The sequence below is a fragment of the Pseudomonas sp. NPDC087639 genome (assembly GCF_044743385.1).
In the GTDB taxonomy this organism is placed as follows: Bacteria; Pseudomonadota; Gammaproteobacteria; order Pseudomonadales; family Pseudomonadaceae; genus Aquipseudomonas.
In genome coordinates this window covers 1-21561 of the sequence record NZ_JBIUWI010000076.1, presented here as the reverse complement: position 1 = coordinate 21561, position 21561 = coordinate 1, and the positions used below count along the sequence as shown (strand labels likewise).

The 21561-nt window shown below is 59.0% G+C and carries 19 protein-coding genes; 14 read left to right on the top strand and 5 right to left on the bottom strand.

Features of this window, described 5'->3' with window-relative positions; genetic code table 11:
• The coding region (locus ACIOVB_RS23750; protein WP_401271838.1) for a DALR domain-containing protein at positions 1-549 on the top strand (549 nt) is incomplete at its 5' end.
• Between the two features lie 332 nt (positions 550-881).
• Complete coding sequence (locus ACIOVB_RS23745) at positions 882-2099, top strand: MFS transporter (RefSeq protein WP_401271837.1); 1218 nt, start codon at positions 882-884, stop codon at positions 2097-2099.
• Between the two features lie 178 nt (positions 2100-2277).
• Here ACIOVB_RS23745 and ACIOVB_RS23740 read toward each other — a convergent pair whose 3' ends face one another.
• Entirely contained in the window at positions 2278-4116 is a 1839-nt protein-coding gene (locus tag ACIOVB_RS23740) for a sigma-54-dependent Fis family transcriptional regulator (RefSeq protein WP_401271836.1), read from the bottom strand.
• 338 nt (positions 4117-4454) lie between these two features.
• Here ACIOVB_RS23740 and ACIOVB_RS23735 point away from each other — a divergent pair, with 338 nt between their 5' ends.
• The 6 genes from ACIOVB_RS23735 (at position 4455) to ACIOVB_RS23710 (ending at position 10432) form a co-directional block, all read left to right on the top strand.
• Positions 4455-5549: an ABC transporter ATP-binding protein gene (locus ACIOVB_RS23735; protein WP_187681023.1), complete on the top strand. Its 1095-nt coding sequence runs from the start codon at positions 4455-4457 to the stop codon at positions 5547-5549.
• Entirely contained in the window at positions 5549-6664 is a 1116-nt protein-coding gene (locus ACIOVB_RS23730; protein WP_103305292.1) for an ABC transporter ATP-binding protein, read from the top strand. The genes ACIOVB_RS23735 and ACIOVB_RS23730 overlap by 1 nt, the downstream gene beginning before the upstream one ends.
• On the top strand, positions 6661-7527 hold the full coding sequence (locus ACIOVB_RS23725; protein WP_095189650.1) for a carbohydrate ABC transporter permease: 867 nt from the start codon (positions 6661-6663) through the stop codon (positions 7525-7527). The genes ACIOVB_RS23730 and ACIOVB_RS23725 overlap by 4 nt, the downstream gene beginning before the upstream one ends.
• Positions 7528-7536: 9 nt before the next feature.
• Positions 7537-8337 (top strand): carbohydrate ABC transporter permease, encoded by an 801-nt coding sequence (locus ACIOVB_RS23720; RefSeq protein WP_003192012.1) that lies wholly within the window; start codon positions 7537-7539, stop codon positions 8335-8337.
• 10 nt (positions 8338-8347) lie between these two features.
• A complete protein-coding gene (locus ACIOVB_RS23715) occupies positions 8348-8620 on the top strand; it encodes a DUF2160 domain-containing protein (RefSeq protein WP_095189651.1) in 273 nt (90 codons plus the stop codon).
• 69 nt (positions 8621-8689) lie between these two features.
• Entirely contained in the window at positions 8690-10432 is a 1743-nt protein-coding gene (locus ACIOVB_RS23710; RefSeq protein ID WP_187681021.1) for an ABC transporter substrate-binding protein, read from the top strand.
• Between the two features lie 147 nt (positions 10433-10579).
• On the opposite strand, the gene ACIOVB_RS23705 is transcribed toward ACIOVB_RS23710, so the two are convergent.
• The 4 genes from ACIOVB_RS23705 to ACIOVB_RS23690 form a co-directional block, all read right to left on the bottom strand.
• On the bottom strand, positions 10580-10957 hold the full coding sequence (locus tag ACIOVB_RS23705) for a type II toxin-antitoxin system VapC family toxin (RefSeq protein WP_401271835.1): 378 nt from the start codon (positions 10955-10957) through the stop codon (positions 10580-10582).
• Entirely contained in the window at positions 10954-11193 is a 240-nt protein-coding gene (locus ACIOVB_RS23700; RefSeq protein WP_401271834.1) for a type II toxin-antitoxin system Phd/YefM family antitoxin, read from the bottom strand. The genes ACIOVB_RS23705 and ACIOVB_RS23700 overlap by 4 nt, the downstream gene beginning before the upstream one ends.
• A 508-nt stretch (positions 11194-11701) precedes the next feature.
• Complete coding sequence (locus tag ACIOVB_RS23695; protein ID WP_401271833.1) at positions 11702-13099, bottom strand: heavy metal sensor histidine kinase; 1398 nt, start codon at positions 13097-13099, stop codon at positions 11702-11704.
• Positions 13096-13770, bottom strand: coding sequence for a heavy metal response regulator transcription factor (locus tag ACIOVB_RS23690; protein WP_187681019.1), 675 nt, complete (start codon positions 13768-13770; stop codon positions 13096-13098). The genes ACIOVB_RS23695 and ACIOVB_RS23690 overlap by 4 nt, the downstream gene beginning before the upstream one ends.
• Positions 13771-14225: 455 nt before the next feature.
• Here ACIOVB_RS23690 and ACIOVB_RS23685 point away from each other — a divergent pair, with 455 nt between their 5' ends.
• The 6 genes from ACIOVB_RS23685 (at position 14226) to ACIOVB_RS23660 (ending at position 21413) form a co-directional block, all read left to right on the top strand.
• Positions 14226-15482 carry a TolC family protein gene (locus ACIOVB_RS23685; RefSeq protein ID WP_401271832.1) on the top strand — a complete coding sequence of 419 codons (1257 nt, stop codon included), beginning with the start codon at positions 14226-14228 and terminating at the stop codon, positions 15480-15482.
• Between the two features lie 49 nt (positions 15483-15531).
• Positions 15532-16725: an efflux RND transporter periplasmic adaptor subunit gene (locus ACIOVB_RS23680; RefSeq protein ID WP_401271831.1), complete on the top strand. Its 1194-nt coding sequence runs from the start codon at positions 15532-15534 to the stop codon at positions 16723-16725.
• Between the two features lie 15 nt (positions 16726-16740).
• Positions 16741-19887: a CusA/CzcA family heavy metal efflux RND transporter gene (locus ACIOVB_RS23675; protein WP_401271830.1), complete on the top strand. Its 3147-nt coding sequence runs from the start codon at positions 16741-16743 to the stop codon at positions 19885-19887.
• Between the two features lie 196 nt (positions 19888-20083).
• Positions 20084-20284 (top strand): co-regulatory protein PtrA N-terminal domain-containing protein, encoded by a 201-nt coding sequence (locus tag ACIOVB_RS23670; protein WP_187678490.1) that lies wholly within the window; start codon positions 20084-20086, stop codon positions 20282-20284.
• Positions 20285-20351: 67 nt separating this feature from the next.
• A complete protein-coding gene (locus ACIOVB_RS23665; protein WP_401271829.1) occupies positions 20352-20684 on the top strand; it encodes a DUF2790 domain-containing protein in 333 nt (110 codons plus the stop codon).
• A gap of 348 nt (positions 20685-21032) precedes the next feature.
• Complete coding sequence (locus ACIOVB_RS23660; protein WP_401271828.1) at positions 21033-21413, top strand: DUF6124 family protein; 381 nt, start codon at positions 21033-21035, stop codon at positions 21411-21413.
• Positions 21414-21561 lie beyond the last annotated feature (148 nt).

Genomic DNA, 21561 nt, shown 5'->3' with positions numbered 1-21561 from the left:
GACGTGCTCGACAAGTACCACCCGGAAGTCGTGCGTTACCTGCTGGTGTCGAGCCACTACCGCAGCGCGATCAACTACTCGGAAGACAACCTCAAGGACGCCAAAGGCGCCCTCGAGCGTTTCTACCACGCGTTGAAAGGCCTGCCGACTGTGGCGCCGGCCGGCGGCGAAGCGTTCGTCGAGCGTTTCACCTCGGTGATGAACGACGACTTCGGTACGCCGGAAGCCTGCGCGGTGCTGTTCGAGATGGTGCGTGAGATCAACCGTCTGCGTGAGAGCGATCTCAATGCAGCGGCCGGTCTGGCGGCGCGTCTGAAAGAACTGGCCAGTGTGCTGGGCGTGTTGCAGCTTGAGGCCGATGATTTCTTGCAGGCGGGCGCTGAAGGGCGTGTCGATGCGGCTGAAATCGATGCGCTGATTGCGGCGCGTCTGGCGGCACGGGCCGGTAAGGACTGGGCTGAGTCCGACCGTATCCGCGACCAGCTCACCGCCATGGGCGTGGTGCTGGAAGATGGCAAGGGCGGCACGACCTGGCGTCTGGCTGACTGATCGTCTGATCTGCTTTAAAACAAAACCCGCCTAGTGCGGGTTTTTGTTTGGCTGCGAAGAAGAGCCCCTCACCCTGACCCTCTCCCGGAGGGAGAGGGGACTGAATGGGGGATATTCAAGAAATACGCCGACCTGAAAGGTTTTCTCCGAATCCATAATCCACGCAATCTCTCAGGTCGATGTACAACGCCAGACACCTCACCCCAGCCCTCTCCCTCCGGGAGAGGGCTGGGGTGAGGGGATCTTTTTGCTGTTGCTTTTGGTGTCCGCCTAGGTCTTGATGTCTGACGCGGCAGCGGGATGCTGCTCAGCGACGAATAGAGGGAGAAATCATGGCTAATCACTATCGCGAACTGCTGACAACCCCAGGCGCCACCGGGTTAGTGCTCGCGAGCTCTATTGCCCGATTACCGCAGGCAATGATCGGCATCGGCATCATCACCATGTTGGTACAGCAAACAGGCGTGTACTGGCTGGCCGGCGCAGTCGCCGGTACGTTTACCCTGGCCAATGCACTGCTCGGCCCGCGCATCTCGAAACTCGTTGATCGGCATGGTCAGAGTCGAGTGCTGCCCATCGTCACGGCTTTCAGCGTTGTGATGTTGCTGGCGCTGATCTTCGCCGTCTACATGAGAGCTCCCGCCGCATTGTTTTTTGTGCTCGCTGCACTGGCGGGGACGATGCCGAGCATGCCGTCCATGATCAGGGCACGCTGGACGCAGTTGTTCCGTGGCAAGCCTCAGCTGCATACGGCGTTCTCCCTGGATACGGTGCTGACCGAACTGGCTTACATCATCGGTCCGCCACTGGCGATCGGTTTGAGCGTGAGCTTTTTCGCCGAAGCCGGGCCGCTTGTCGCAGTGGCGCTGCTGGCCATCGGGGTGACGGCGTTTCTGTTGCAGCGCCAGACCGAACCGAAAGTGGTCTTGGGCCACAAGAGCCACACCGGTTCTACCTTGCTGATTCCCGGCGTTCGCACCATCGTGCTGGCGCTGATGGCGATGGGGGTCATTGGCGGAGCAATCGATGTCGCCGTTGTGGCGTTCGCCAATGCACAAGGCTGGCCAGCGTCCGCCACGTTCATCCTCGCCGCCTATGCGCTCGGCTCTCTGGTGGCGGGCCTGACCTTCGGTGCAATGCGGGTTTCCCTGCCGATCGAAAAACAGTTCTTCATCGGCATTTTGGTCACGGCCGTTACCGGCGTACTGCCGGTTTTCTCAACAGATGTTTATGTCCTGTCAGTGATGCTGTTTATCGCTGGCATATCGTTTGCGCCAACGATGGTCGTGGTCATGAAGCTGGGGACGATCATCATCCCTGCGTCCAGGATGACAGAAGGGCTGACGTGGATGACCACTGGCATCAGCATCGGCGTAGCGCTGGGAGGCATGCTGGCGGGGTTGGTGATTGATGCGTTCGGCGCGCGAGCAGGGTTCGGCGTGGCGATTGGTGCCGGGGTGATGATGATGGTGGTTGTGCTGGTTGGACTGCGTACATTGGGTGCTGCTTCTGCTACGCATGTTGAGCCGGCCTTTTCGCCCTCACCCTAACCCTCTCCCCCAGGAGAGGGGACTGTTTGGGGGATGCTCAAGAGATACGCCGACCTGAACGAGGTGTACTGAATCCATAATCGACACGATTTTTCAGGTCGATGTACCACGCCAGACACCTCGGTCAGCCCCCTCTCCCAAGGGGAGAGGGCTGGGGTGAGGGGCAAGGGCCATCCTCTCAATCCCCCATCTGCCGCAACCGCTTGTAAAGCGTATTGCGACTAACCCCCAACCGCCGCGCCAAGTGCGAAATATTCCCCCCCGCAGCCTTCAACTCCCGGTTCAGCGCTTCAACGTCATTCAAATCCAACCCCAGTGGCTGCGCGCTCTCAACCGGCTCCATCTCCAGATCGACAAAGAAATCATCCGGCAAATGCTCCGGCCGCACCGGTTGCTCCTCAGCCATTGCCAGTGCCACCTGCATCACGCTGCTGACCTGACGCAAATTCCCCGGCCACGGATGCTTGTCGAACAGTTCCAACACTTCGCGGCTCAAACCCGCCCATTGCGTCGGCTCGCGATGCTGTTCCCACAGCCGTTTGAACAACGCCTCTTTGTCACTGCGCTCGCGTAACGGTGGCAGCTCCAATGTCAGCCCACCGATGCGGTAATACAAATCCTCACGAAACCGCCCCAATTGCACCTGTTCCCGCAGCGAGCGGTTGGTCGCCGAGATGATCCGCAGATCCACCGGGAACAACTCGCTGCTGCCCACCGGTTGCACACAGCGCTCCTGCAAAACCCGCAACAACCGCGCCTGGGTCGGCAACGGCATGTCGCCGATTTCATCGAGGAACAGCGTGCCTTTGTCGGCCTTGCGAATCAGGCCGATGCTGCCTTTCTGATTAGCACCGGTGAACGCGCCTTTCTCGTAACCGAACAGTTCGGACTCCACCAGTTCAGCGGGGATCGCCGCACAGTTGACGGCGATGAAAGCCTGTTTGCTGCGCGAACTGGCCTGATGCAAGGCTTTGACGAACACCTCTTTGCCGACCCCGGTTTCGCCGTGGATCAGCAACGGAATGTCTTTTTCCAGCAGACGCTCAGCCTGGCGCACGGCTTTTTCCACCCGACTGTCGCCAAAGTGCAGAGTGTTGAGACTGATCGTCGTTGAAACGACGGGTTTAGGTTCAGTCGCAAACACCCGCGCCTGAATTGGTGCCTGTTTCGGCCGCTTCAACAAGCACTGAAAGCGGTTACGTCCGGAGGTCTGCAAGGCGAACGGCAAACCGTCCGGCTGATTGATCAACTCCAGCAGCGACACCTTGAACAGGCTTTCAACGCTGACCTGCGACAAGCGCACGCCCAACAGATTGTCCGCCCGGCGATTGGCCGACAGCACCTGACCGCTCTCATCGAAAATCAGCAAGCCGGCCCATTGGCTGTCGAGGTTGTTCAACCCGGTGTTGAAGGTCAATTGAAAGTGCTGGCCGTGGAACAGGTTGAGGATCAGTCGGTTCTCCACGGTCTGGCTCATCATCTTGACCATGCCCAAGGTGTGGGAGGGCGGCAGGTAGCTGTCGCTGGACACATCGAGCACCGCGATGACTTTGCGCTCGGCGTCGAAAATCGGTGCGGCGGAACCGGTCATGAAGCGGTTCGCCTTGAGGAAATGCTCGTCGTGTTCAATGTGTACCGCCTGCTCACAGGCCAGTGCAGTGCCGATCGCATTGGTGCCGCTGCAGCGCTCCATCCAGCTCGCGCCGGGTTGAAAGCCCCGCGCCAGATTCGGCTCGATAAACCGTTGCGTGCCCCACGACGTCAGCACCTGGCCCTGATGGTCGGCGAGCATGATCAGGCAATTGGAATTACTGAGGATGTTTTCGTAGTAGGGCAGCACCTCCTGATGGGTGGTCTGCACCAGCGAGTGCTGGCTGTCGAGCAATTGCGCAATGCCGGCGGCGGGCAATTGGTCGAAGGCCGGGGTGCTTTGGTGATCGAGACCGAACGCACGGCAACGTTGCCAGGAACTCTGGATGATCGCGTCGTGGGACAGCGGCGGGGCAGGTGCGGCCATGGCGGTCAGCCTCTGAAGGGCATTCTTATTATTGTTATAAGGCCCCCTGTAGGAGCTGCCGAAGGCTGCGATCTTTTGATTTTGATCGTTAAAAAACAACATCAAGAGATCGCAGCCTTCGGCAGCTCCTACAGGGAATCGGGTCGCGAAAGCGTTCATAGAGTGTTGTTCACTATTGTTCATTGTCAATCGCCCAACTGTTCAAATGTGTTCAGCTCTGAACGCCGTTTAGCCGCGTTTTCAACGATTTTCAAGACAAATCAATCACTTGCCATTTTTGGCACGAAAGTCGCTCCAGTGCACAGGTCGCTTGACTCCAATAATAAAAAGGCCGAGCCATGTCACTCACCCTGGAGCACGTCTGCCGTACCGTCGAAGGCCAGACCTGGATCGACGATGCGTGCCTGAAATTCGAACCCGGTTCCTTCAACGTTTTGCTCGGGCGCACCCTGTCCGGCAAGACCAGCCTGATGCGCCTGATGGCAGGGCTGGACAAGCCCGACAGCGGCCGCATCCTGATGAACGGCGTCGACGTCACCCAACGACCGGTGCGTTTGCGCAACGTGTCGATGGTCTATCAGCAGTTCATCAACTACCCGACCATGACCGTGTTCGAGAACATCGCCTCGCCGCTACGGCAGGCTGGTGTGTCGAAAGAGATCATCCACAGCAAGGTGCAGGAAACGGCGAAGATGCTGCGCATCGAGAAGTTTCTGCAGCGCTATCCGCTGGAACTCTCCGGCGGACAGCAGCAACGCACGGCCATGGCCCGGGCGCTGGTCAAGGATGCCGAGCTGATTCTGTTCGATGAGCCGCTGGTCAACCTCGACTACAAACTGCGTGAAGAGCTGCGTCAGGAAATGCGCGAGCTGTTCAAGCTGCGCCACACCATTGCGATCTACGCCACCACCGAGCCCAACGAAGCGCTGGCGCTGGGCGGCACTACCACGATTCTTCATGAAGGTCGGGTGATTCAGAGCGGCCCTTCGACCTCGGTTTACCACCAGCCGCAAACCGTGCTGGCGGCGGAGTTGTTCTCCGAGCCGCCGATCAACCTGATGCCGGGGCGAATTGCCGGCAACGAAGTCAGTTTTGCCAACTTCGTACACTTCCCGTTGAACGTCGATCTGCGCCCGGTGGGCGAGGGCGAGTTCCGCTTCGGCGTGCGCCCCAGCCATATCTCGCTGGTGCCAAGCAACGACGACGATCTGGAATTGGCAGTGACCGTCGAAGTCGCCGAGATCAGCGGTTCGGAAACCTTCCTGCACGTGCGTAACGAGCATTTTCTGCTGGTGCTGCACCTGCCCGGCGTTCACGAATACGACGTCGATGCGCCGATCCGCATTTATATCCCGACCCATAAACTGTTCGTTTTCGATGCGCAGGGCCGTCTGGTGCAAGCACCTAGCCTGCGTGTCGCGAGGGTTGCCTGATGGCCGAAATCCGTTTGCAACACCTCGCCCACAGCTACAGTAAAACCCCCAGCGGCGCGGAGGATTATGCGATTCGCGAGATGGATCACGTCTGGGAGCAGGGCGGTGCCTATGCGTTGCTCGGGCCGTCTGGCTGTGGCAAGTCGACCTTGCTCAACATCATTTCCGGCCTGCTCAGCCCCTCGCAGGGTCATGTGTTGTTCGACGGCAAAGCAGTCAACGACCTGACCCCGGAGAAGCGCAACATTGCTCAGGTTTTCCAGTTTCCGGTGGTTTACGACACCATGACCGTGTTCGATAACCTCGCGTTTCCCCTGCGCAATCAGGGCATGGCCGAGGCGAAAGTACACAGCAAGGTGCAGGAAATCGCCGAGGTGCTCGATCTGCAAAGCCTGCTGAGCAAAAAGGCCCGCAACCTCACCGCCGACGAAAAACAGAAAGTCTCCATGGGCCGTGGGCTGGTGCGTGACGACGTCTCGGCGATCCTCTTCGATGAACCGCTGACAGTGATCGATCCGCACCTGAAGTGGAAACTGCGGCGCAAGCTCAAGCAGATCCACGAGCAGTTCAACATCACCATGGTTTACGTGACCCACGATCAACTGGAAGCCTCGACTTTCGCCGACAAAATCGCGGTGATGTACGGCGGCCAGATCGTCCAGTTCGGTACGCCACGGGAATTGTTCGAGCGGCCGAGTCATACCTTTGTCGGCTACTTCATCGGCAGCCCCGGCATGAATCTGATCGAGGTGCAGCCGCAACCCGGCGGCGTCGGTTTCGCCTCGACCCACCTGCCGTTGTCCGACGCCTTGCAGCGCCATATCGAACACGGCCAGTGGAAAAATCTGAAGGTCGGCATTCGCCCGGAATTCATTCATGTGTGGGACGAGCCGTTTGACGACGCGATGCAGGCCAGGGTCGTACACGTCGAAGACCTCGGTACCTACAAGATCATGACCCTGGACCTCGACGGTGCGCCGCTGAAAGTGCGCCTGGCCGAAGACAAACCAGTGCCGCAGGGCACTGCGTACATCAGTTTTCCGGCGCAATGGCTGATGGTCTATGCCGACGAGTTTCTGCTTGAAGCCCCTGAAGAAAACGAGGTGCAGCCATGAACAAGGTGCAGAACAACAAGGCCTGGTGGCTGGTGTTGCCGGTGTTTCTGCTGGTGGCGTTCAGTGCGGTAATCCCGATGATGACCGTGGTCAACTATTCGGTGCAGGACATCTTCGACCAGTCCAGCCGCTACTTCGTCGGTGCCGACTGGTACAAGCAAGTGCTGCTCGATCCGCGTTTGCACGACTCGCTGCTGCGCCAGTTCATCTACTCGGCCTGCGTCTTGTTGATCGAAATCCCGCTGGGCATCGCCGTCGCCCTGACCATGCCGACCAAGGGCCGCTGGTCGTCACTGGTGCTGATCATTCTGGCGATTCCGCTGCTGATTCCATGGAACGTGGTAGGCACCATCTGGCAGATCTTTGGCCGCGCCGATATCGGCTTGCTCGGTTCGAGCCTCAACGCCATGGGCATCAGCTACAACTATGCGGCCAACACCATGGACGCCTGGGTCACGGTGCTGGTGATGGACGTCTGGCACTGGACTTCGCTGGTGGCGCTGTTGTGTTTCTCCGGGTTACGGGCGATTCCCGACGTGTATTACCAGGCCGCGCGGATCGACCGGGCCTCGGCCTGGGCTGTGTTCCGCCACATCCAGTTGCCCAAGTTGAAAAGCGTGCTGCTGATCGCGGTGATGCTGCGGTTTATGGACAGTTTCATGATTTACACCGAGCCGTTCGTGCTCACCGGCGGCGGGCCGGGTAATGCCACGACCTTCTTGAGTCAGACGTTGACGCAAATGGCCGTAGGGCAATTCGACCTGGGTCCGGCAGCGGCGTTTTCGCTGGTGTACTTCCTGATCATCCTGTTGGTGTCCTGGCTGTTCTACACCGCCATGACGCACTCCGACGCCAACCGCTGAGGCCCGGCCATGAGCAAGAGAAAGCTGATCCCGTTGCTGGTCTACATCCTGTTCCTGCTGGTGCCGATCTACTGGCTGCTGAACATGTCCTTCAAGAGCAACACTGAAATCCTCGGCGGCCTGACGCTTTTCCCACAGGACTTCACGCTGGCGAACTACAAGGTGATCTTCACTGATCCGAGCTGGTACACCGGTTATCTGAACTCGCTGTACTACGTCAGCCTGAACACGGTGATTTCCCTGAGTGTGGCGTTGCCGGCGGCGTATGCGTTTTCGCGCTATCGTTTTCTCGGCGACAAGCACCTGTTCTTCTGGCTACTGACCAACCGCATGGCGCCGCCGGCGGTGTTCCTGTTGCCGTTCTTTCAGTTGTATTCGTCGATTGGCTTGTTTGACACGCACATCGCCGTGGCGCTGGCGCACTGCCTGTTCAACGTGCCGTTGGCGGTGTGGATTCTGGAAGGCTTCATGTCTGGCGTGCCGAAGGAAATCGACGAAACCGCCTACATTGATGGCTACAGTTTTCCAAAGTTCTTCGTGAAGATTTTCATCCCGTTGATCGGCTCCGGCATCGGCGTCACGGCGTTTTTCTGCTTCATGTTTTCCTGGGTCGAATTGCTGCTGGCGCGCACGTTGACCTCGGTAAACGCCAAGCCGATTGCCGCCGTGATGACCCGCACCGTCTCGGCTTCGGGTATCGATTGGGGCGTGCTGGCAGCGGCGGGGGTGTTGACCATCCTGCCGGGCATGCTGGTGATCTGGTTTGTTCGCAACCACGTGGCCAAGGGCTTTGCCCTCGGTCGGGTCTGAGGAGCTGATGATGGAATGGATGAGTTGGACGACACCCACAGCCGCATTCTTTATCGTCATTGGCCTGATCCTGGCGGGGATGACGACGTGGGAGCTGCGCTCGCCGAGCATCCTGCGGCGAGGTTTTCTGCCGATTGCCACCACCCGTGGCGATCGCTTGTTTATCGGTCTTCTCGGCAGCGCCTACCTGCATCTGCTGGTAATCGGCGCCACCGACTGGAGCATCTGGGTCGCGTCCGCGTTGTCCCTGGTGTGGCTGTTGGCTGTGATGCGTTGGGGCTAGGTTCTTTACAACGTTCGCTCGGCGGGCTTGTGTAAAAAGTCAGCTCCACAACTTAAACAGGAGGTCTCTATGTTCGACAAAAACAATAAGCTGCGACATAGCATTTCATTGGCAGCCATGCTGGCACTCAGCGGTTTGAGCGCGTCTGCCTGGGCCGATGCCTACGAAGACGCCGCGAAAAAGTGGATCGGCAGCGAATTCAAACCGTCGACCCTGACGGCTGAACAGCAATTGGAAGAATTGAAGTGGTTCATCAAGGCCGCCGAGCCGTTTCGCGGGATGAACATCAAGGTGGTTTCGGAAACCCTGACCACTCACGAATACGAGTCCAAGGTGCTGGCCAAGGCCTTCAGCGAAATCACCGGGATCAAGCTCACCCACGACTTGCTGCAAGAAGGCGACGTGGTGGAAAAAATGCAGACGGTGATGCAGTCCGACAAGAATATCTATGACGGCTGGGTCAACGACTCGGACCTGATCGGTACGCACTTCCGCTACGGCAAGACCGAATCGATCACTGATCTGATGGCCAACGAAGGCAAGAACTTCACCTCGCCGACCCTCGACCTCAAGGACTTCATCGGCATCTCGTTCACCACTGCGCCGGACGGCAAGATCTATCAACTGCCCGACCAGCAGTTCGCCAACCTGTACTGGTTCCGCGCCGACTGGTTCGAACGGGCGGATCTGAAAGCCAAGTTCAAGGAAAAGTACGGCTACGAATTGGGCGTACCGGTGAACTGGTCAGCCTATGAAGACATCGCCAAATTCTTCAGCGAAGACGTCAAGGAAATCGACGGCAAACGTGTTTACGGGCACATGGACTACGGCAAGAAAGACCCGTCGCTGGGCTGGCGCTTCACCGATGCCTGGTTCTCCATGGCCGGTGGCGGCGACAAGGGCCTGCCTAACGGTCTGCCGGTGGACGAGTGGGGGATTCGTGTCGAGGATTGCCACCCGGTCGGCTCCAGCGTGACCCGTGGCGGCGACACCAACGGCCCGGCGGCAGTGTTTGCCACGACCAAATACGTCGATTGGCTCAAGGCCTACGCGCCACCTGAAGCGGCTGGCATGACCTTCTCCGAGTCGGGGCCGGTGCCATCGCAGGGCAACATTGCCCAACAGATTTTCTGGTACACCGCGTTCACCGCCGACATGACCAAACCGGGCCTGCCGGTGGTCAACGCCGACGGCACGCCGAAATGGCGCATGGCACCGTCGCCGCGCGGGCCGTATTGGGAAGAGGGCATGAAGCTCGGTTATCAGGACGTGGGTTCGTGGACGTTCATGAAATCCACGCCTGAGAAACAGAAACTCGCGGCGTGGCTGTACGCGCAGTTCGTCACCTCGAAAACCGTGTCGCTGAAGAAAACCATCGTCGGCCTGACGCCGATTCGTGAGTCGGACATCAACTCGCAGGCGATGACCGATCTGGCGCCGAAACTCGGTGGTCTGGTCGAGTTCTACCGCAGCCCGGCCCGCGTGCAATGGACCCCGACCGGCACCAACGTGCCGGACTATCCACGTCTGGCACAACTGTGGTGGAGCCACATCGCCGAAGCGGCGAGCGGCGAGAAAACTCCGCAGCAGGCGCTGGATGGGTTGGCGAAAGATCAGGACGCGATCATGACCCGACTGGAACGCTCCAAGGCCCAAGCCACTTGCGCACCGAAAATGAACCCGGAACGCGACGCGCAATACTGGTTTGATCAGCCAGGCGCGCCGAAACCGAAACTGGCTAACGAGAAGCCGAAGGGCGAGACCGTGAGCTACAACGAACTGCTGAAATCGTGGGCGGATGCGCGCAAGTAAAAGTTGAACTGTGACAGGCGAACGGCACCGCAAGGTGCCGTTTTCTTTTGTGGCTGATCTACCGTCATCGCGAGCAGGCTCACTCCGACAGGTGTTGTGTCGTTCACAAAATCCGAAGTCACCGCAGATCATTGTGGGAGCATTGGGTTAAACCAGGACAGCCAAATCTGTGTACTGAGCAACCAATGGATCAGCCGTAAGCAGTTTCATCGGTTCGGTCATTGCGGTTGCCACGATGAGGCGATCAAAAGGATCTCGGTGGTGGTGCTCAAGATCCTTAACAGCAATGGCATGTTCGGAAGTCACCGGCAGTTCGATAAATCCGCTATCGAGGCAATATTGGCGGATTTCTTCCAGATCAACGTTCAGTTTTCCGAGTCCAACCTTGATAGCCATCTCCCAGAAGGTGGCGGCACTGATGTAGATATCGGCAGCGTTTTCAATCAGCTTTCTGGCTTTGCCGGACAGTCTGGCGTCATCAGTGAGTGTCCAGAGCAGAATGTGCGTGTCGAGCAGCAGCCTCATGCTTGAGTGCCTTCAAAGGCATCCAGCATGTCATCGGGTATTGGTGAATCGAAATCCTGGGGCAGCACCAGTTTGCCCTTCATCGCACCGATGCGCTGCGTGCTGGGTTTTCCTACCGGAACAAGGCGAGCCATCGCCCGACCATGCTTGGCAATGGTGATGACTTGCCCGGCAGCGGCGTCATCAACGAGTTTGGATAAATTGTTTTTGGCTTCAGCCAGCGGAACGATGATCATCAGTTCACTCCTGTATTCTGGACAAATATAGCCAGAATATTTTAGAGCTGCAAAATCACGCCCATCTCCGTGCAAATGACGGGTTGATCATTGGGGCTTCGCCGATAGGGGAGTTGCGTGACATGAGTTTGATGCCGGGCTGCCAAAGCATCGACGCCCCCAACCAACTCACAAAAGACATCTCGTTTCATTATTTGCCTCGTTTCGATATTCGACCTGCCTGGGCACTCACCTTAGAGCTATCCACTCAAGGCTGGCTGTAGGACGAAACGGAGGTTAAAGCGAGAGCTTTCGGAGTTTGTGCGGGGACGCGAGCGTTTCGGTAAAAAATCGCACAAAACGCTCGATTTCCGCTCAGGCATTCAACATTGCTATCGACTGACCCACCGCTATCGACTGACCCACCGCTATCGCTGGCAAGCCAGCTCCCACAGGTTTCGGTGGTGTTCACAAAATCCGGAGTCACCGTAGATCACTGTGGGAGCTGGCTTGCCAGCGATGGGGCCATTCACGCCTCCGCAGGAAAACCCAATCGGAACACGGTCATCGCACCGGGCAGGCTTTTCACGTCGGCCACGCCCTGATGCAGGCTCATGATCGAACGCACAATCGCCAGCCCCAACCCGGTACTGCCCTGCGAACGCGAGCGGCTGCTGTCGACCCGGTAGAAGCGATCAAACAGATGCGGCAGATGTTGCGCCTCGATCCCCGCGCCAGGATTACTGACCAGCAGTGACGTCTGCGCCGCGCCTTGCTCGATCAGCAGCGTCACGGTTTTCCCGGCCGGGCAATGCCGAAGCGCGTTGGACAGCAGATTGGAAATCGCTCGCTGAATCATCAACCGATCGCCCATCACCGACGCACTGCCAAGCACGTTCAAATGAATCTGCTTGTCCTGCGCCGACAGCGAAAACATCTCCGCCACCTTCAATGCTTCCACCTCCAGCGCCACCGACTCAAACGGTGCCAGTGCCGATGGATGACTGACCTGCGCCAAAAACAGCATGTCCGAAACAATCCGTGCCACGCGCTCCAGTTCTTCAGTGCAGGAGACCAGCACATCCTTGTACTCATCCACGCTGCGTTCGCGTGACAGTGTGACTTGCGCCTTGCCCATCAGATTGTTGATCGGCGTGCGCAGCTCATGGGCCAGATCATCCGAGAACTGCGACAACTGCTGCACCCCGGCATCGAGCCGATGCAGCATGAAGTTGATGCCTTGCGCCAGTTCGCTGAGTTCCTGCGGCATGTTCACCACTGAAAGCCGATGATCCAGATCCTGAGTCGAGACCATCGCCGCCACTTTGCGAAACTCGCGCATCGGCGCCAGCCCGCGCTGCACCGCGCCCCAGGCAGTCAGGCCAATGAAGATCAGCAACAACGGCAAGGCAATCAGCGTCGAGCGCAGATAGGCACTGAGCAAGGCCTGATCGTGAGCGTTATCCATCGACAGCAACACCGGTACGCTGCTGCCATCCTTGAGGCGGATCAGCTTCGACACCGTCAGAAATTTTGCGCCTTCAGCATCAGTGCTATCGCTGTAGCTCAACTGCTCGGTGGTCGCCCGAACCGCTTTCAATTCAACCCGTGGATCGGCCAGTCCCGAGCCGGATTTCAGCAGCGGCGTACGCAGATTTGCGCGGTCGTAAATGGTCAACGTGAGGTTGTCATGGCCCATCACCTGATCGAGCAAGATATGCGGTTTGGAGCGAATCTCACCAGCATCGGCGTACAGCGACAGGCTGTGTTCGACTTGCTCCACTTTCTTTTCCAAGCTGTCTCTGGAAAGCGCATTGAGCTCATGGGTCAGGGCGAAATACGCCAGGATCGCCAGAAACACCACCAGCAGCGCGCCGAGAATACTCACCGTCAAACCCAGGCGCATCGACAGACTGGCCGGTTTCATTCGCGCGCCTCCAGCACATAACCGACACCGCGCAGGGTGTGGATCAACTTGTGGTCGAACGGGTCGTCGATCTTCGCCCGCAACCGCCGGATCGAAACCTCGACCACATTGGTGTCGCAGTCGAAATTCATGTCCCACACCAGCGAGATGATCTGCGTGCGGGTCAGCACCTCGCCGGACTGGCGCATCAACAGATGCAGCAGGGCGAATTCCTTGGTGGTCAGGTCAATGCGCTGCTCGCCACGAAACGCACGATGGCGCCCGGGATCAAGTTCCAGATCAGAGACTTTCAGCACCTGCGGCACCGGGATGTTTTCGCTGCGGCGCATCAGTGTACGGACCCGTGCCAGCAACTCGGGGAACTCGAATGGCTTGACCAGATAGTCGTCGGCGCCCAGATCGAGACCGCGAATCTTGTCGGCCAGACGCCCGCGTGCGGTGAGCATCATCACCCGCGTGGCGTGGGTACGGCGCAGTTGTTCCAGCACGCCCCAGCCGTCGAGTTCCGGCAGATTCACATCGAGAATAATCAGGTCGTAGGCCTGCTGTTGTGCCAGATGCAGTCCATCGGCGCCGGTGGCCGCGTGGTCGACGATATAACCACTTTCGGTCAAACCCTGATGCAAGTATTCGGCAGCTTTAAGCTCGTCCTCGATGACAAGGATTCGCATGATCTATCACCACTTTTATTTAATGGATATTTAATTAAGGGTGGCCGGGAAAGTTATTGTTTTTGTAAGGGCTTCCGGGCGGGTTTTATTAACGACTAAAAATATTCCTACAGAGATTTCTCTGCGTGCAGGCGTGCAAGGTAAAGGCTGTAGTAGCTACAGAGTCAACGAAAAACCTCTCGATGAAGCCCTGAATAGAGCCACTGCGGCAGCCTGTCGCAGGGCGATAAGGCACCCTTCATGAGAACTCGTTTCAGGCAAGTGCTGTTCGGCAGATAACTTCGGTGTATTTGTTTCCGTGTATTACATAATTGAATGTCGCACTTCGCATGCTAGTGCAAAACAACTTCCTGCAACCCTGGATAACGGATTTGTAATCTTCCAGTCACCTTGTCGATAAGTTCAAAACCCTACCGTGGCGCCATCGAAGATTCTTGATTAAAGGAAGCATTCCATTGCCCGGTTTAATAGAACTGACGGCGCGATCACGCCTGAAAAAAAGGTGGGTACTGGCCAGCAGCGTTTTATGGCTGACCACAGCGGGGCTTGCGCAAGCCTCGACGCTGACCCTCGAACAAGCCCTGCAATCGGCCTTCGCCGGCAACCCGGATCTGGCGGCCGCGCAATGGGAAATCGGCATCGCCGAGGGTGACCGCAAACAGGCTGGCCTGATCCCCAACCCCGAAGTGTCATGGGAGGCCGAGGACACCCGCCGCGAATCCCGCACCACCACGGTGATGCTCAGCCAGCCGATCGAACTGGGTGGCAAACGTGGCGCGCGCATTGACGTCGCCAGCCGCGCGCAGGACGCCGCCGGCATCGAGCTTGAACGCAAGCGCAACACATTGCGCGCCGATGTGATTCAAGCGTTCAACAGCGCCCAGACTGCGCAGCAGCGCTTGCAGTTGTCCCGTCAGTCGCTGCAACTGGCCGAGCACGGTTTGCGTGTGGCGCTAGGGCGGATCGAGGCCGGCAAATCATCGCCCGTTGAAGGCACGCGCGCGCAAGTGCAGCTCTCCGAAGTGCGCCTGGAACTGAGCCGCGCCGAACGCGATCAGGCCAACGCCTATCAACAATTGGCGCAGGTCATGGGCGCACCGTTGCCCACTTCGGTCAACGTGCAAGCCGCCACGCAAAGCCTCGCCGCCGTACCGCCACCCACACGTTTGCTTGATCGTCTTAACGAAACCGCCGAGCTGCGTCTGGCCAAATTACAGATCGATCAGCGCGAAGCCTCGTTGGGCCTGGAAAAGTCCCAGCGCATCCCCGACCTGACGGTGAGCATCGGCAGCCAATACAGCGAAACCGAGCGCGAGCGGGTCAACGTGGTCGGGCTGTCGATGCCGATTCCGCTGTTCAACCGCAATCAGGGCAACGTGCTCGCGGCCGCACGGCGCAGCGATCAGGCGCGGGACCTGCGCAATGCCACCGAGCTGCGTTTGCGCACGGAAATCCAGACTTCACTGGCGCAATGGCAGACCGCCAACGGTGAAGTCACCGCGTTCAACCAGACCATCCTGCCCGCCGCGCAAAGTGCGGTGGACAGCGCCACGCGTGGCTTTGAAATGGGCAAGTTCGGTTTCCTCGATGTGCTCGACGCCCAGCGCACGCTGATCAGTGCGCGCAGCCAATACATCCAGGCCGTCAGCGAAGCCACCGACGCCCGGGTACGCATCGAACGGATCTTCGGCGACCTCGCCGTCAGCCCTTGAATTTCATCTTTTTGATCACTGCGCGATGGTTTGGCGCAGAGGAGTTTCCATGGATAAAAAACTGATTGTGGTTGCTGCGGCGATCTTGGCATTAGGCATCGGCATCGGCTCGATGTGGCCGGGCAATGCGTCCATCGACGCCCACGCCGATGAAGCAGCGGAACATGCCGATCACGCTGAAGAAGGCGCAGCCGCTGACGGCGACCACGCTGAAGAAGGGCATATCGAGTTGAGCGCCGAGCAGATCACCGCGGCGGGCATTCAACTGGCCCAGGCACAGGCGCAGAACATCAGCCTCGGCCTGCCGTTCCCGGGCGAAGTGCGCTTTGACGAAGACCGCACCGCCCACGTGGTGCCGCGCGTGCCGGGCGTGGTCGAGTCGGTAGCGGTCAACCTCGGGCAACCGGTGAAAAAGGGTCAGTTGCTGGCAGTGATCGCCAGTCAGCAGATCTCCGATCAGCGCAGCGAGCAAGCCGCCGCGCAACGTCGTTTGGCCTTGGCGCGCACGACTTACGAGCGCGAGAAAAAGCTGTGGCAAGACAAGATCTCCGCCGAGCAGGATTTCCTTCAGGCGCGCCAAGCGTTGGAAGAAGCCGAAATCGCCGTCAGCAACGCCCGGCAAAAAATCAGCGTACTCAGCGGCAGCGTGGTCGCTACCGGCGGCAATCGCTATGAACTGCGTGCACCGTTCGACGGTGTCGTGGTGGAAAAACACCTGACGCCGGGGGAGGTGGTTGATGAAACCACGGCGGCTTTCACGCTCTCGGACTTGGCGCGGGTGTGGGTGACGTTCGGCGTGTCACCCAAGGACTTGAACAAGGTGCAAGTGGGCAAAGCAGTCACCGTCAGCGCCCCGGAACTGAACGCCCAAGTCACCGGCAGCGTGGCTTATGTCGGCAGCCTGCTGGGCGAGCAGACTCGCACCGCAACCGTGCGCGTCACTCTGCAAAACCCGCAGGGTTCGTGGCGTCCGGGGCTGTTCGTCACGGCGCTGGTGGCCACCGACAGCCGTCAGGCGCAAGTCGCGGTGCCGGAAACCGCGATCCAGACCGTCGAGGACAAACCCACGGTGTTCGTGCGCACCGACGACGGCTTCAAAGCGCAAGCGGTGGAGTTGGGCAGTCGCGCGGCGGGGCAGGTGGAAATCACTCAAGGGCTGGAGGCGGGCGCGCAAGTCGCCAGCGCCGGCAGCTTCGTCCTCAAGTCGGAACTGGGCAAAGCCTCAGCCGAGCACAGTCATTAATTCTGGAAGGTCCCCATGTTCGAACGCCTGATCCAGTTTGCCATCGAGCAGCGCATCATCGTGCTGCTCGCCGTTCTGCTCATGGCCGGCCTCGGCATCGCCAGTTATCAAAAACTGCCGATCGACGCCGTGCCCGACATCACCAACGTCCAGGTGCAAATCAACACCGGCGCCGCCGGGTTCTCGCCGCTGGAAACCGAGCAGCGCATCACCTTCCCGATTGAAACCGCCATGGCCGGTTTGCCGGCACTGGAGCAGACCCGTTCGCTGTCGCGCTCGGGGCTGTCGCAGGTCACGGTGATCTTCAAGGACGGCACCGACCTGTTCTTCGCCCGCCAATTGGTCAACGAGCGCTTGCAGATCGCCAAGGAGCAATTGCCCGAAGGCGCGGAAGCGGTCATGGGGCCGATTTCCACCGGTCTCGGCGAGATTTTCCTGTGGACGGTCGAGGCGCAGGAAGGTGCGTTGAAGGAGGACGGCACGGCCTACTCGCCGACCGATCTGCGGGTGATTCAGGACTGGATCATCAAGCCACAATTGCGCAACGTCCCGGGTGTGGCGGAGATCAACACCATCGGCGGCTTCGCCAAGGAATACCAGATTGCGCCGGACCCGAAACGCCTGGCCGCGTACAAGCTGACCCTCACCGATCTGGTCACGGCGCTGGAGCGCAACAACGCCAACGTCGGCGCCGGTTACATCGAGCGCAGCGGCGAACAGTTGCTGATTCGTGCGCCGGGACAAGTGGCGAGCACCGAGGACATCGCCAACATCGTCATGGCCAATGTCGACGGCACGCCAATCCGCATCAAGAACGTCGCCACCGTGGAAATCGGTCGTGAACTGCGCAGCGGTGCGGCCACGGAAAACGGTCGCGAAGTGGTGCTCGGCACGGTGTTCATGCTGATCGGCGAGAACAGCCGCACCGTCTCGCAAGCCGTCGCCAGCAAGCTTGAACAGATCAACAAATCCTTGCCCCAAGGTGTGATTGCGGTGCCGGTTTATGACCGCACGCACTTGGTCGACAAAGCCATCGCCACGGTGAAAAAGAACCTCATCGAAGGCGCGATTCTGGTGATCGCGATTCTGTTCCTGTTCCTCGGCAACATCCGCGCCGCGCTGATTACCGCGATGGTGATTCCGCTGTCGATGCTGTTCACCTTCACCGGCATGTTCAGCAACAAGGTCAGCGCCAACCTGATGAGCCTCGGCGCGCTGGACTTCGGCATCATCGTCGACGGCGCGGTGGTGATCGTCGAAAACACCCTGCGTCGACTGGCTCACGCCCAGCAACATCACGGGCGCTTGTTGACCCGGGCCGAGCGTTTCAGAGAAGTGTTTGCGGCGGCCAAAGAGGCGCGGCGACCGCTGATTTTCGGCCAGTTGATCATCATGGTCGTGTACTTGCCGATCTTCGCCCTGAGCGGCGTTGAAGGGAAAATGTTCCACCCGATGGCGTTCACCGTGGTCATCGCGTTGCTCGGTGCCATGCTGTTGTCGGTGACTTTTGTCCCGGCGGCGATTGCGCTGTTCGTGACTGGCAAGGTCAAGGAAGAAGAGGGCGCAGTCATGCGCGGCGCGCGTAATCTTTATGCACCGGCGCTGGCCTGGGTCATGTCCCATCGCGCGGTGGCCGTGGGCGCTGCGTTGGGCGTGATCGTGCTCAGTGGTGTGCTCACCAGCCGCATGGGCAGCGAGTTTGTGCCGAGCCTCAGCGAAGGTGATTTCGCCCTGCAAGCCTTGCGCGTACCGGGCACCAGCCTGACGCAATCGGTGGACATGCAGCAGCGCCTGGAAACGCTGATTCTGGCCAAAATGCCGGAAGTCGAGCGCGTGTTCGCCCGCACCGGCACTGCCGAAATCGCCTCCGACCCAATGCCGCCGAACATCTCCGACAGCTACGTGATGCTCAAGCCCAAGGATCAATGGCCAGACCCGGGCAAGTCCCGCGAAACCCTGATGACCGAACTGCAAGCCGCCGCCGCGACTCTGCCGGGCAGCAACTATGAGCTGTCGCAGCCGATTCAACTGCGCTTCAACGAACTGATCTCCGGCGTGCGCAGTGACGTGGCAGTGAAGGTGTTTGGCGATGACATGGACGTGCTCAACGCCACCGCTGCGAAAATCGCGGCGGCCATGCAGAAGGTCAACGGCGCGTCCGAGGTCAAAGTCGAGCAGACCACCGGGTTGCCGGTGCTGACCATCAACATTGATCGCGACAAGGCGGCGCGTTATGGGCTCAACGTCGGTGATGTGCAAGACACGATTGCCGTTGCCGTGGGCGGGCGTCAGGCCGGGACGTTGTATGAGGGCGACCGACGCTTCGACATGGTCGTGCGTTTGTCCGATGCCATGCGAAAGGACATCGAAGGCTTGTCGGCGCTGCTGATTCCGGTACCTGCCGTGAACGGCTCGGCCAATCAGATCGGCTTCATCGCACTGCAAGACGTCGCCAGCCTTGATCTGGTGCTGGGGCCGAATCAGATCAGCCGCGAAAACGGCAAGCGCCTGGTGATCGTCAGCGCCAACGTGCGTGGGCGTGACATCGGCTCATTCGTTGAAGAGGCGGGCGAAGTGCTCGAACGTGATGTGCAGGTGCCGGCCGGTTACTGGACCAGTTGGGGCGGGCAGTTCGAGCAGCTGCAGTCAGCGGCCAAGCGCTTGCAGATTGTGGTGCCGGTGGCGTTGCTGCTGGTGTTCGGGTTGTTGTTCATGATGTTCAACAATTTGAAGGACGGCTTGCTGGTGTTTACCGGGATTCCGTTTGCGCTGACCGGGGGCGTGATGGCGCTGTGGCTGCGCGATATTCCGCTGTCGATTTCGGCGGGTGTCGGGTTTATCGCGTTGTCCGGGGTGGCGGTGCTCAACGGCTTGGTGATGATTGCGTTCATCCGCAATCTGCGGGAGGAGGGACGTTCGCTCACTGATGCGATCAATGTTGGGGCGCTGACTCGCCTGCGGCCGGTGTTGATGACGGCGTTGGTGGCGTCCCTCGGTTTCATTCCGATGGCGCTGGCGACCGGCACTGGCGCGGAAGTGCAGCGGCCATTGGCAACGGTGGTGATCGGCGGGATTCTGTCCTCAACGATCCTCACGCTGCTGATCTTGCCGGCGCTGTATCAGATTGCCCATCGCCGGGATGAGGACGCAGTCCCCACTTAATGGTGGCTACAACCCCCACCTGATGTGTGAACACAACCCTGTGGTGAGGGGATAAATCCCCTCACCACAAATTACTTTTCAGGCCTGCAAATTCTCTGGTGTGCTGACATTACGAATATGTAATCCCCTCGCCACCGTCACGATAGGTTCGGATTGTTACCTTGATCCCGTCAGCTACTTAAACGAGGAATCAAACATGAAATTGGTAAAAATCAGTGCCTTTGCAGCCGCTCTGGTGATGTCTTCTCTGGCCATGGCCGAAGGTGGCGGTGACCGCACTTTCGAAAAAATGATGACCGCCAACGACCGCTCTGTAGAGCTGTTCGTCGCCCGGGAACAGGCTCGCGATCCGGTCGTCGTCAACGATAAGAAAGACGAAAAAACCCAAGACCTGTAAGTGTGTCGCACTTGATCAAGCCCGTCATCGCGCATCGATGCCGGGCTTTTTTATGGAGGTAATAAACATGAAGTTGATCCAGTGGATGGCGTTCGCCGGGGTGATGGCGACGTCGCTGAATGTGTTGGCTGAAGGCGGCGGTGATCGTACGTTTGACAGGGCGTTGAGTGCCAACGGCAAAGCCATGGAAGAGTACGCCGCCAACCAGGGTAAAGCAGCGCCGGTGGTCAAGGAGTACGCGTACGGGATGAAGCTGGATGTGGTGAACGTGGTGAGTGTTGTGCGTTCGCCCGTGGCTTGCGCGGTAGTGCCTGCGGCGATGACTTATGAGGACTCCAAAGGCCAGCTCAACACCATTAAATACACCGTGGCGGGGGATTGCCGTAAGCGCGGTGGGTGAGGGCTACAGTTGGTATTTCAATTCGTGATGTTTAAGTGTGTAGGTAAATTGCAGAACCTTCCCACAATGTTTTCAGGTTGTCCGTCGGACGTCGGCTCTCTAGGCTGTGAACGTCGCTGCCAATTCAGCGATCTGGATTGGAACCCCGGAACCCCCGAAAGCGCAAAATCGGCTTTCATGACGTATGCTTGCGCACCTTGATGGTGTGCACTCCGTTATGGCGGCTGTGCGCAGGAGACTTCGAGTCTGTCGGGTTTTTTGGTGGCCCGGGTTCCAACCTGCGTACAGCTGCCACCCCTTCGATTGGAACCGAATGGGCCAGCTCCATCACCACACCGGAGTTACACCATGAAAAAGCCAACACCCAATCCGCCCGAAAAAACCATTCCTGCGGACGCCACTACAACGTCTCCCTACGTTTGCGAAGACACCCGCAAACTCCACGAAGCCGCCGACCGCGCCCTCGACTTCTACCTCAAACCCACGGCCGCCATCATGGCCACGCCCTACGTCCAGAACCAGATGTTCCAGGTCAATCCGAAGGCCGACACCGAATCCCTGCTGGCCAACGCCAGCGAGTCCCTGGGCTCGGCCAGTGTCATGCTCGGCGACTTCGCCGCGCTGCTGCAAGGCACGCATCGCAAGACGTTGCTGGGGATCGCGCAAGTGGTGATGCTTGGTGAACTGGCGGTGAACAGAGCATTGGATAACGTCGACCCGGCAGCGTAGTCGCCGAGGCTCGAGTTTTATCTGTTGTTTTTGTGTTGCTCTCACGATCCTTCCCCCTCACCTGATCTGGCTTAATGATTCTGGACACCCCTAAAGGGCGGTAATCTACGCCCAGCGACGAGGTGTGATATGACCAGACGATATTTTT

Excerpts from the sequence above, each read along its gene's own strand:
- ACIOVB_RS23745 (WP_401271837.1), top strand. The coding sequence starts at position 882 with ATGGCTAATCACTATCGCGAACTGCTGACAACCCCAGGCGCCACCGGG.
- ACIOVB_RS23740 (WP_401271836.1), bottom strand. The coding sequence starts at position 4,116 with ATGGCCGCACCTGCCCCGCCGCTGTCCCACGACGCGATCATCCAGAGT.
- ACIOVB_RS23735 (WP_187681023.1), top strand. The coding sequence starts at position 4,455 with ATGTCACTCACCCTGGAGCACGTCTGCCGTACCGTCGAAGGCCAGACC.
- ACIOVB_RS23730 (WP_103305292.1), top strand. The coding sequence starts at position 5,549 with ATGGCCGAAATCCGTTTGCAACACCTCGCCCACAGCTACAGTAAAACC.
- ACIOVB_RS23725 (WP_095189650.1), top strand. The coding sequence starts at position 6,661 with ATGAACAAGGTGCAGAACAACAAGGCCTGGTGGCTGGTGTTGCCGGTG.
- ACIOVB_RS23720 (WP_003192012.1), top strand. The coding sequence starts at position 7,537 with ATGAGCAAGAGAAAGCTGATCCCGTTGCTGGTCTACATCCTGTTCCTG.
- ACIOVB_RS23715 (WP_095189651.1), top strand. The coding sequence starts at position 8,348 with ATGGAATGGATGAGTTGGACGACACCCACAGCCGCATTCTTTATCGTC.
- ACIOVB_RS23710 (WP_187681021.1), top strand. The coding sequence starts at position 8,690 with ATGTTCGACAAAAACAATAAGCTGCGACATAGCATTTCATTGGCAGCC.
- ACIOVB_RS23705 (WP_401271835.1), bottom strand. The coding sequence starts at position 10,957 with ATGAGGCTGCTGCTCGACACGCACATTCTGCTCTGGACACTCACTGAT.
- ACIOVB_RS23700 (WP_401271834.1), bottom strand. The coding sequence starts at position 11,193 with ATGATCATCGTTCCGCTGGCTGAAGCCAAAAACAATTTATCCAAACTC.
- ACIOVB_RS23695 (WP_401271833.1), bottom strand. The coding sequence starts at position 13,099 with ATGAAACCGGCCAGTCTGTCGATGCGCCTGGGTTTGACGGTGAGTATT.
- ACIOVB_RS23690 (WP_187681019.1), bottom strand. The coding sequence starts at position 13,770 with ATGCGAATCCTTGTCATCGAGGACGAGCTTAAAGCTGCCGAATACTTG.
- ACIOVB_RS23680 (WP_401271831.1), top strand. The coding sequence starts at position 15,532 with ATGGATAAAAAACTGATTGTGGTTGCTGCGGCGATCTTGGCATTAGGC.
- ACIOVB_RS23675 (WP_401271830.1), top strand. The coding sequence starts at position 16,741 with ATGTTCGAACGCCTGATCCAGTTTGCCATCGAGCAGCGCATCATCGTG.
- ACIOVB_RS23670 (WP_187678490.1), top strand. The coding sequence starts at position 20,084 with ATGAAATTGGTAAAAATCAGTGCCTTTGCAGCCGCTCTGGTGATGTCT.
- ACIOVB_RS23665 (WP_401271829.1), top strand. The coding sequence starts at position 20,352 with ATGAAGTTGATCCAGTGGATGGCGTTCGCCGGGGTGATGGCGACGTCG.
- ACIOVB_RS23660 (WP_401271828.1), top strand. The coding sequence starts at position 21,033 with ATGAAAAAGCCAACACCCAATCCGCCCGAAAAAACCATTCCTGCGGAC.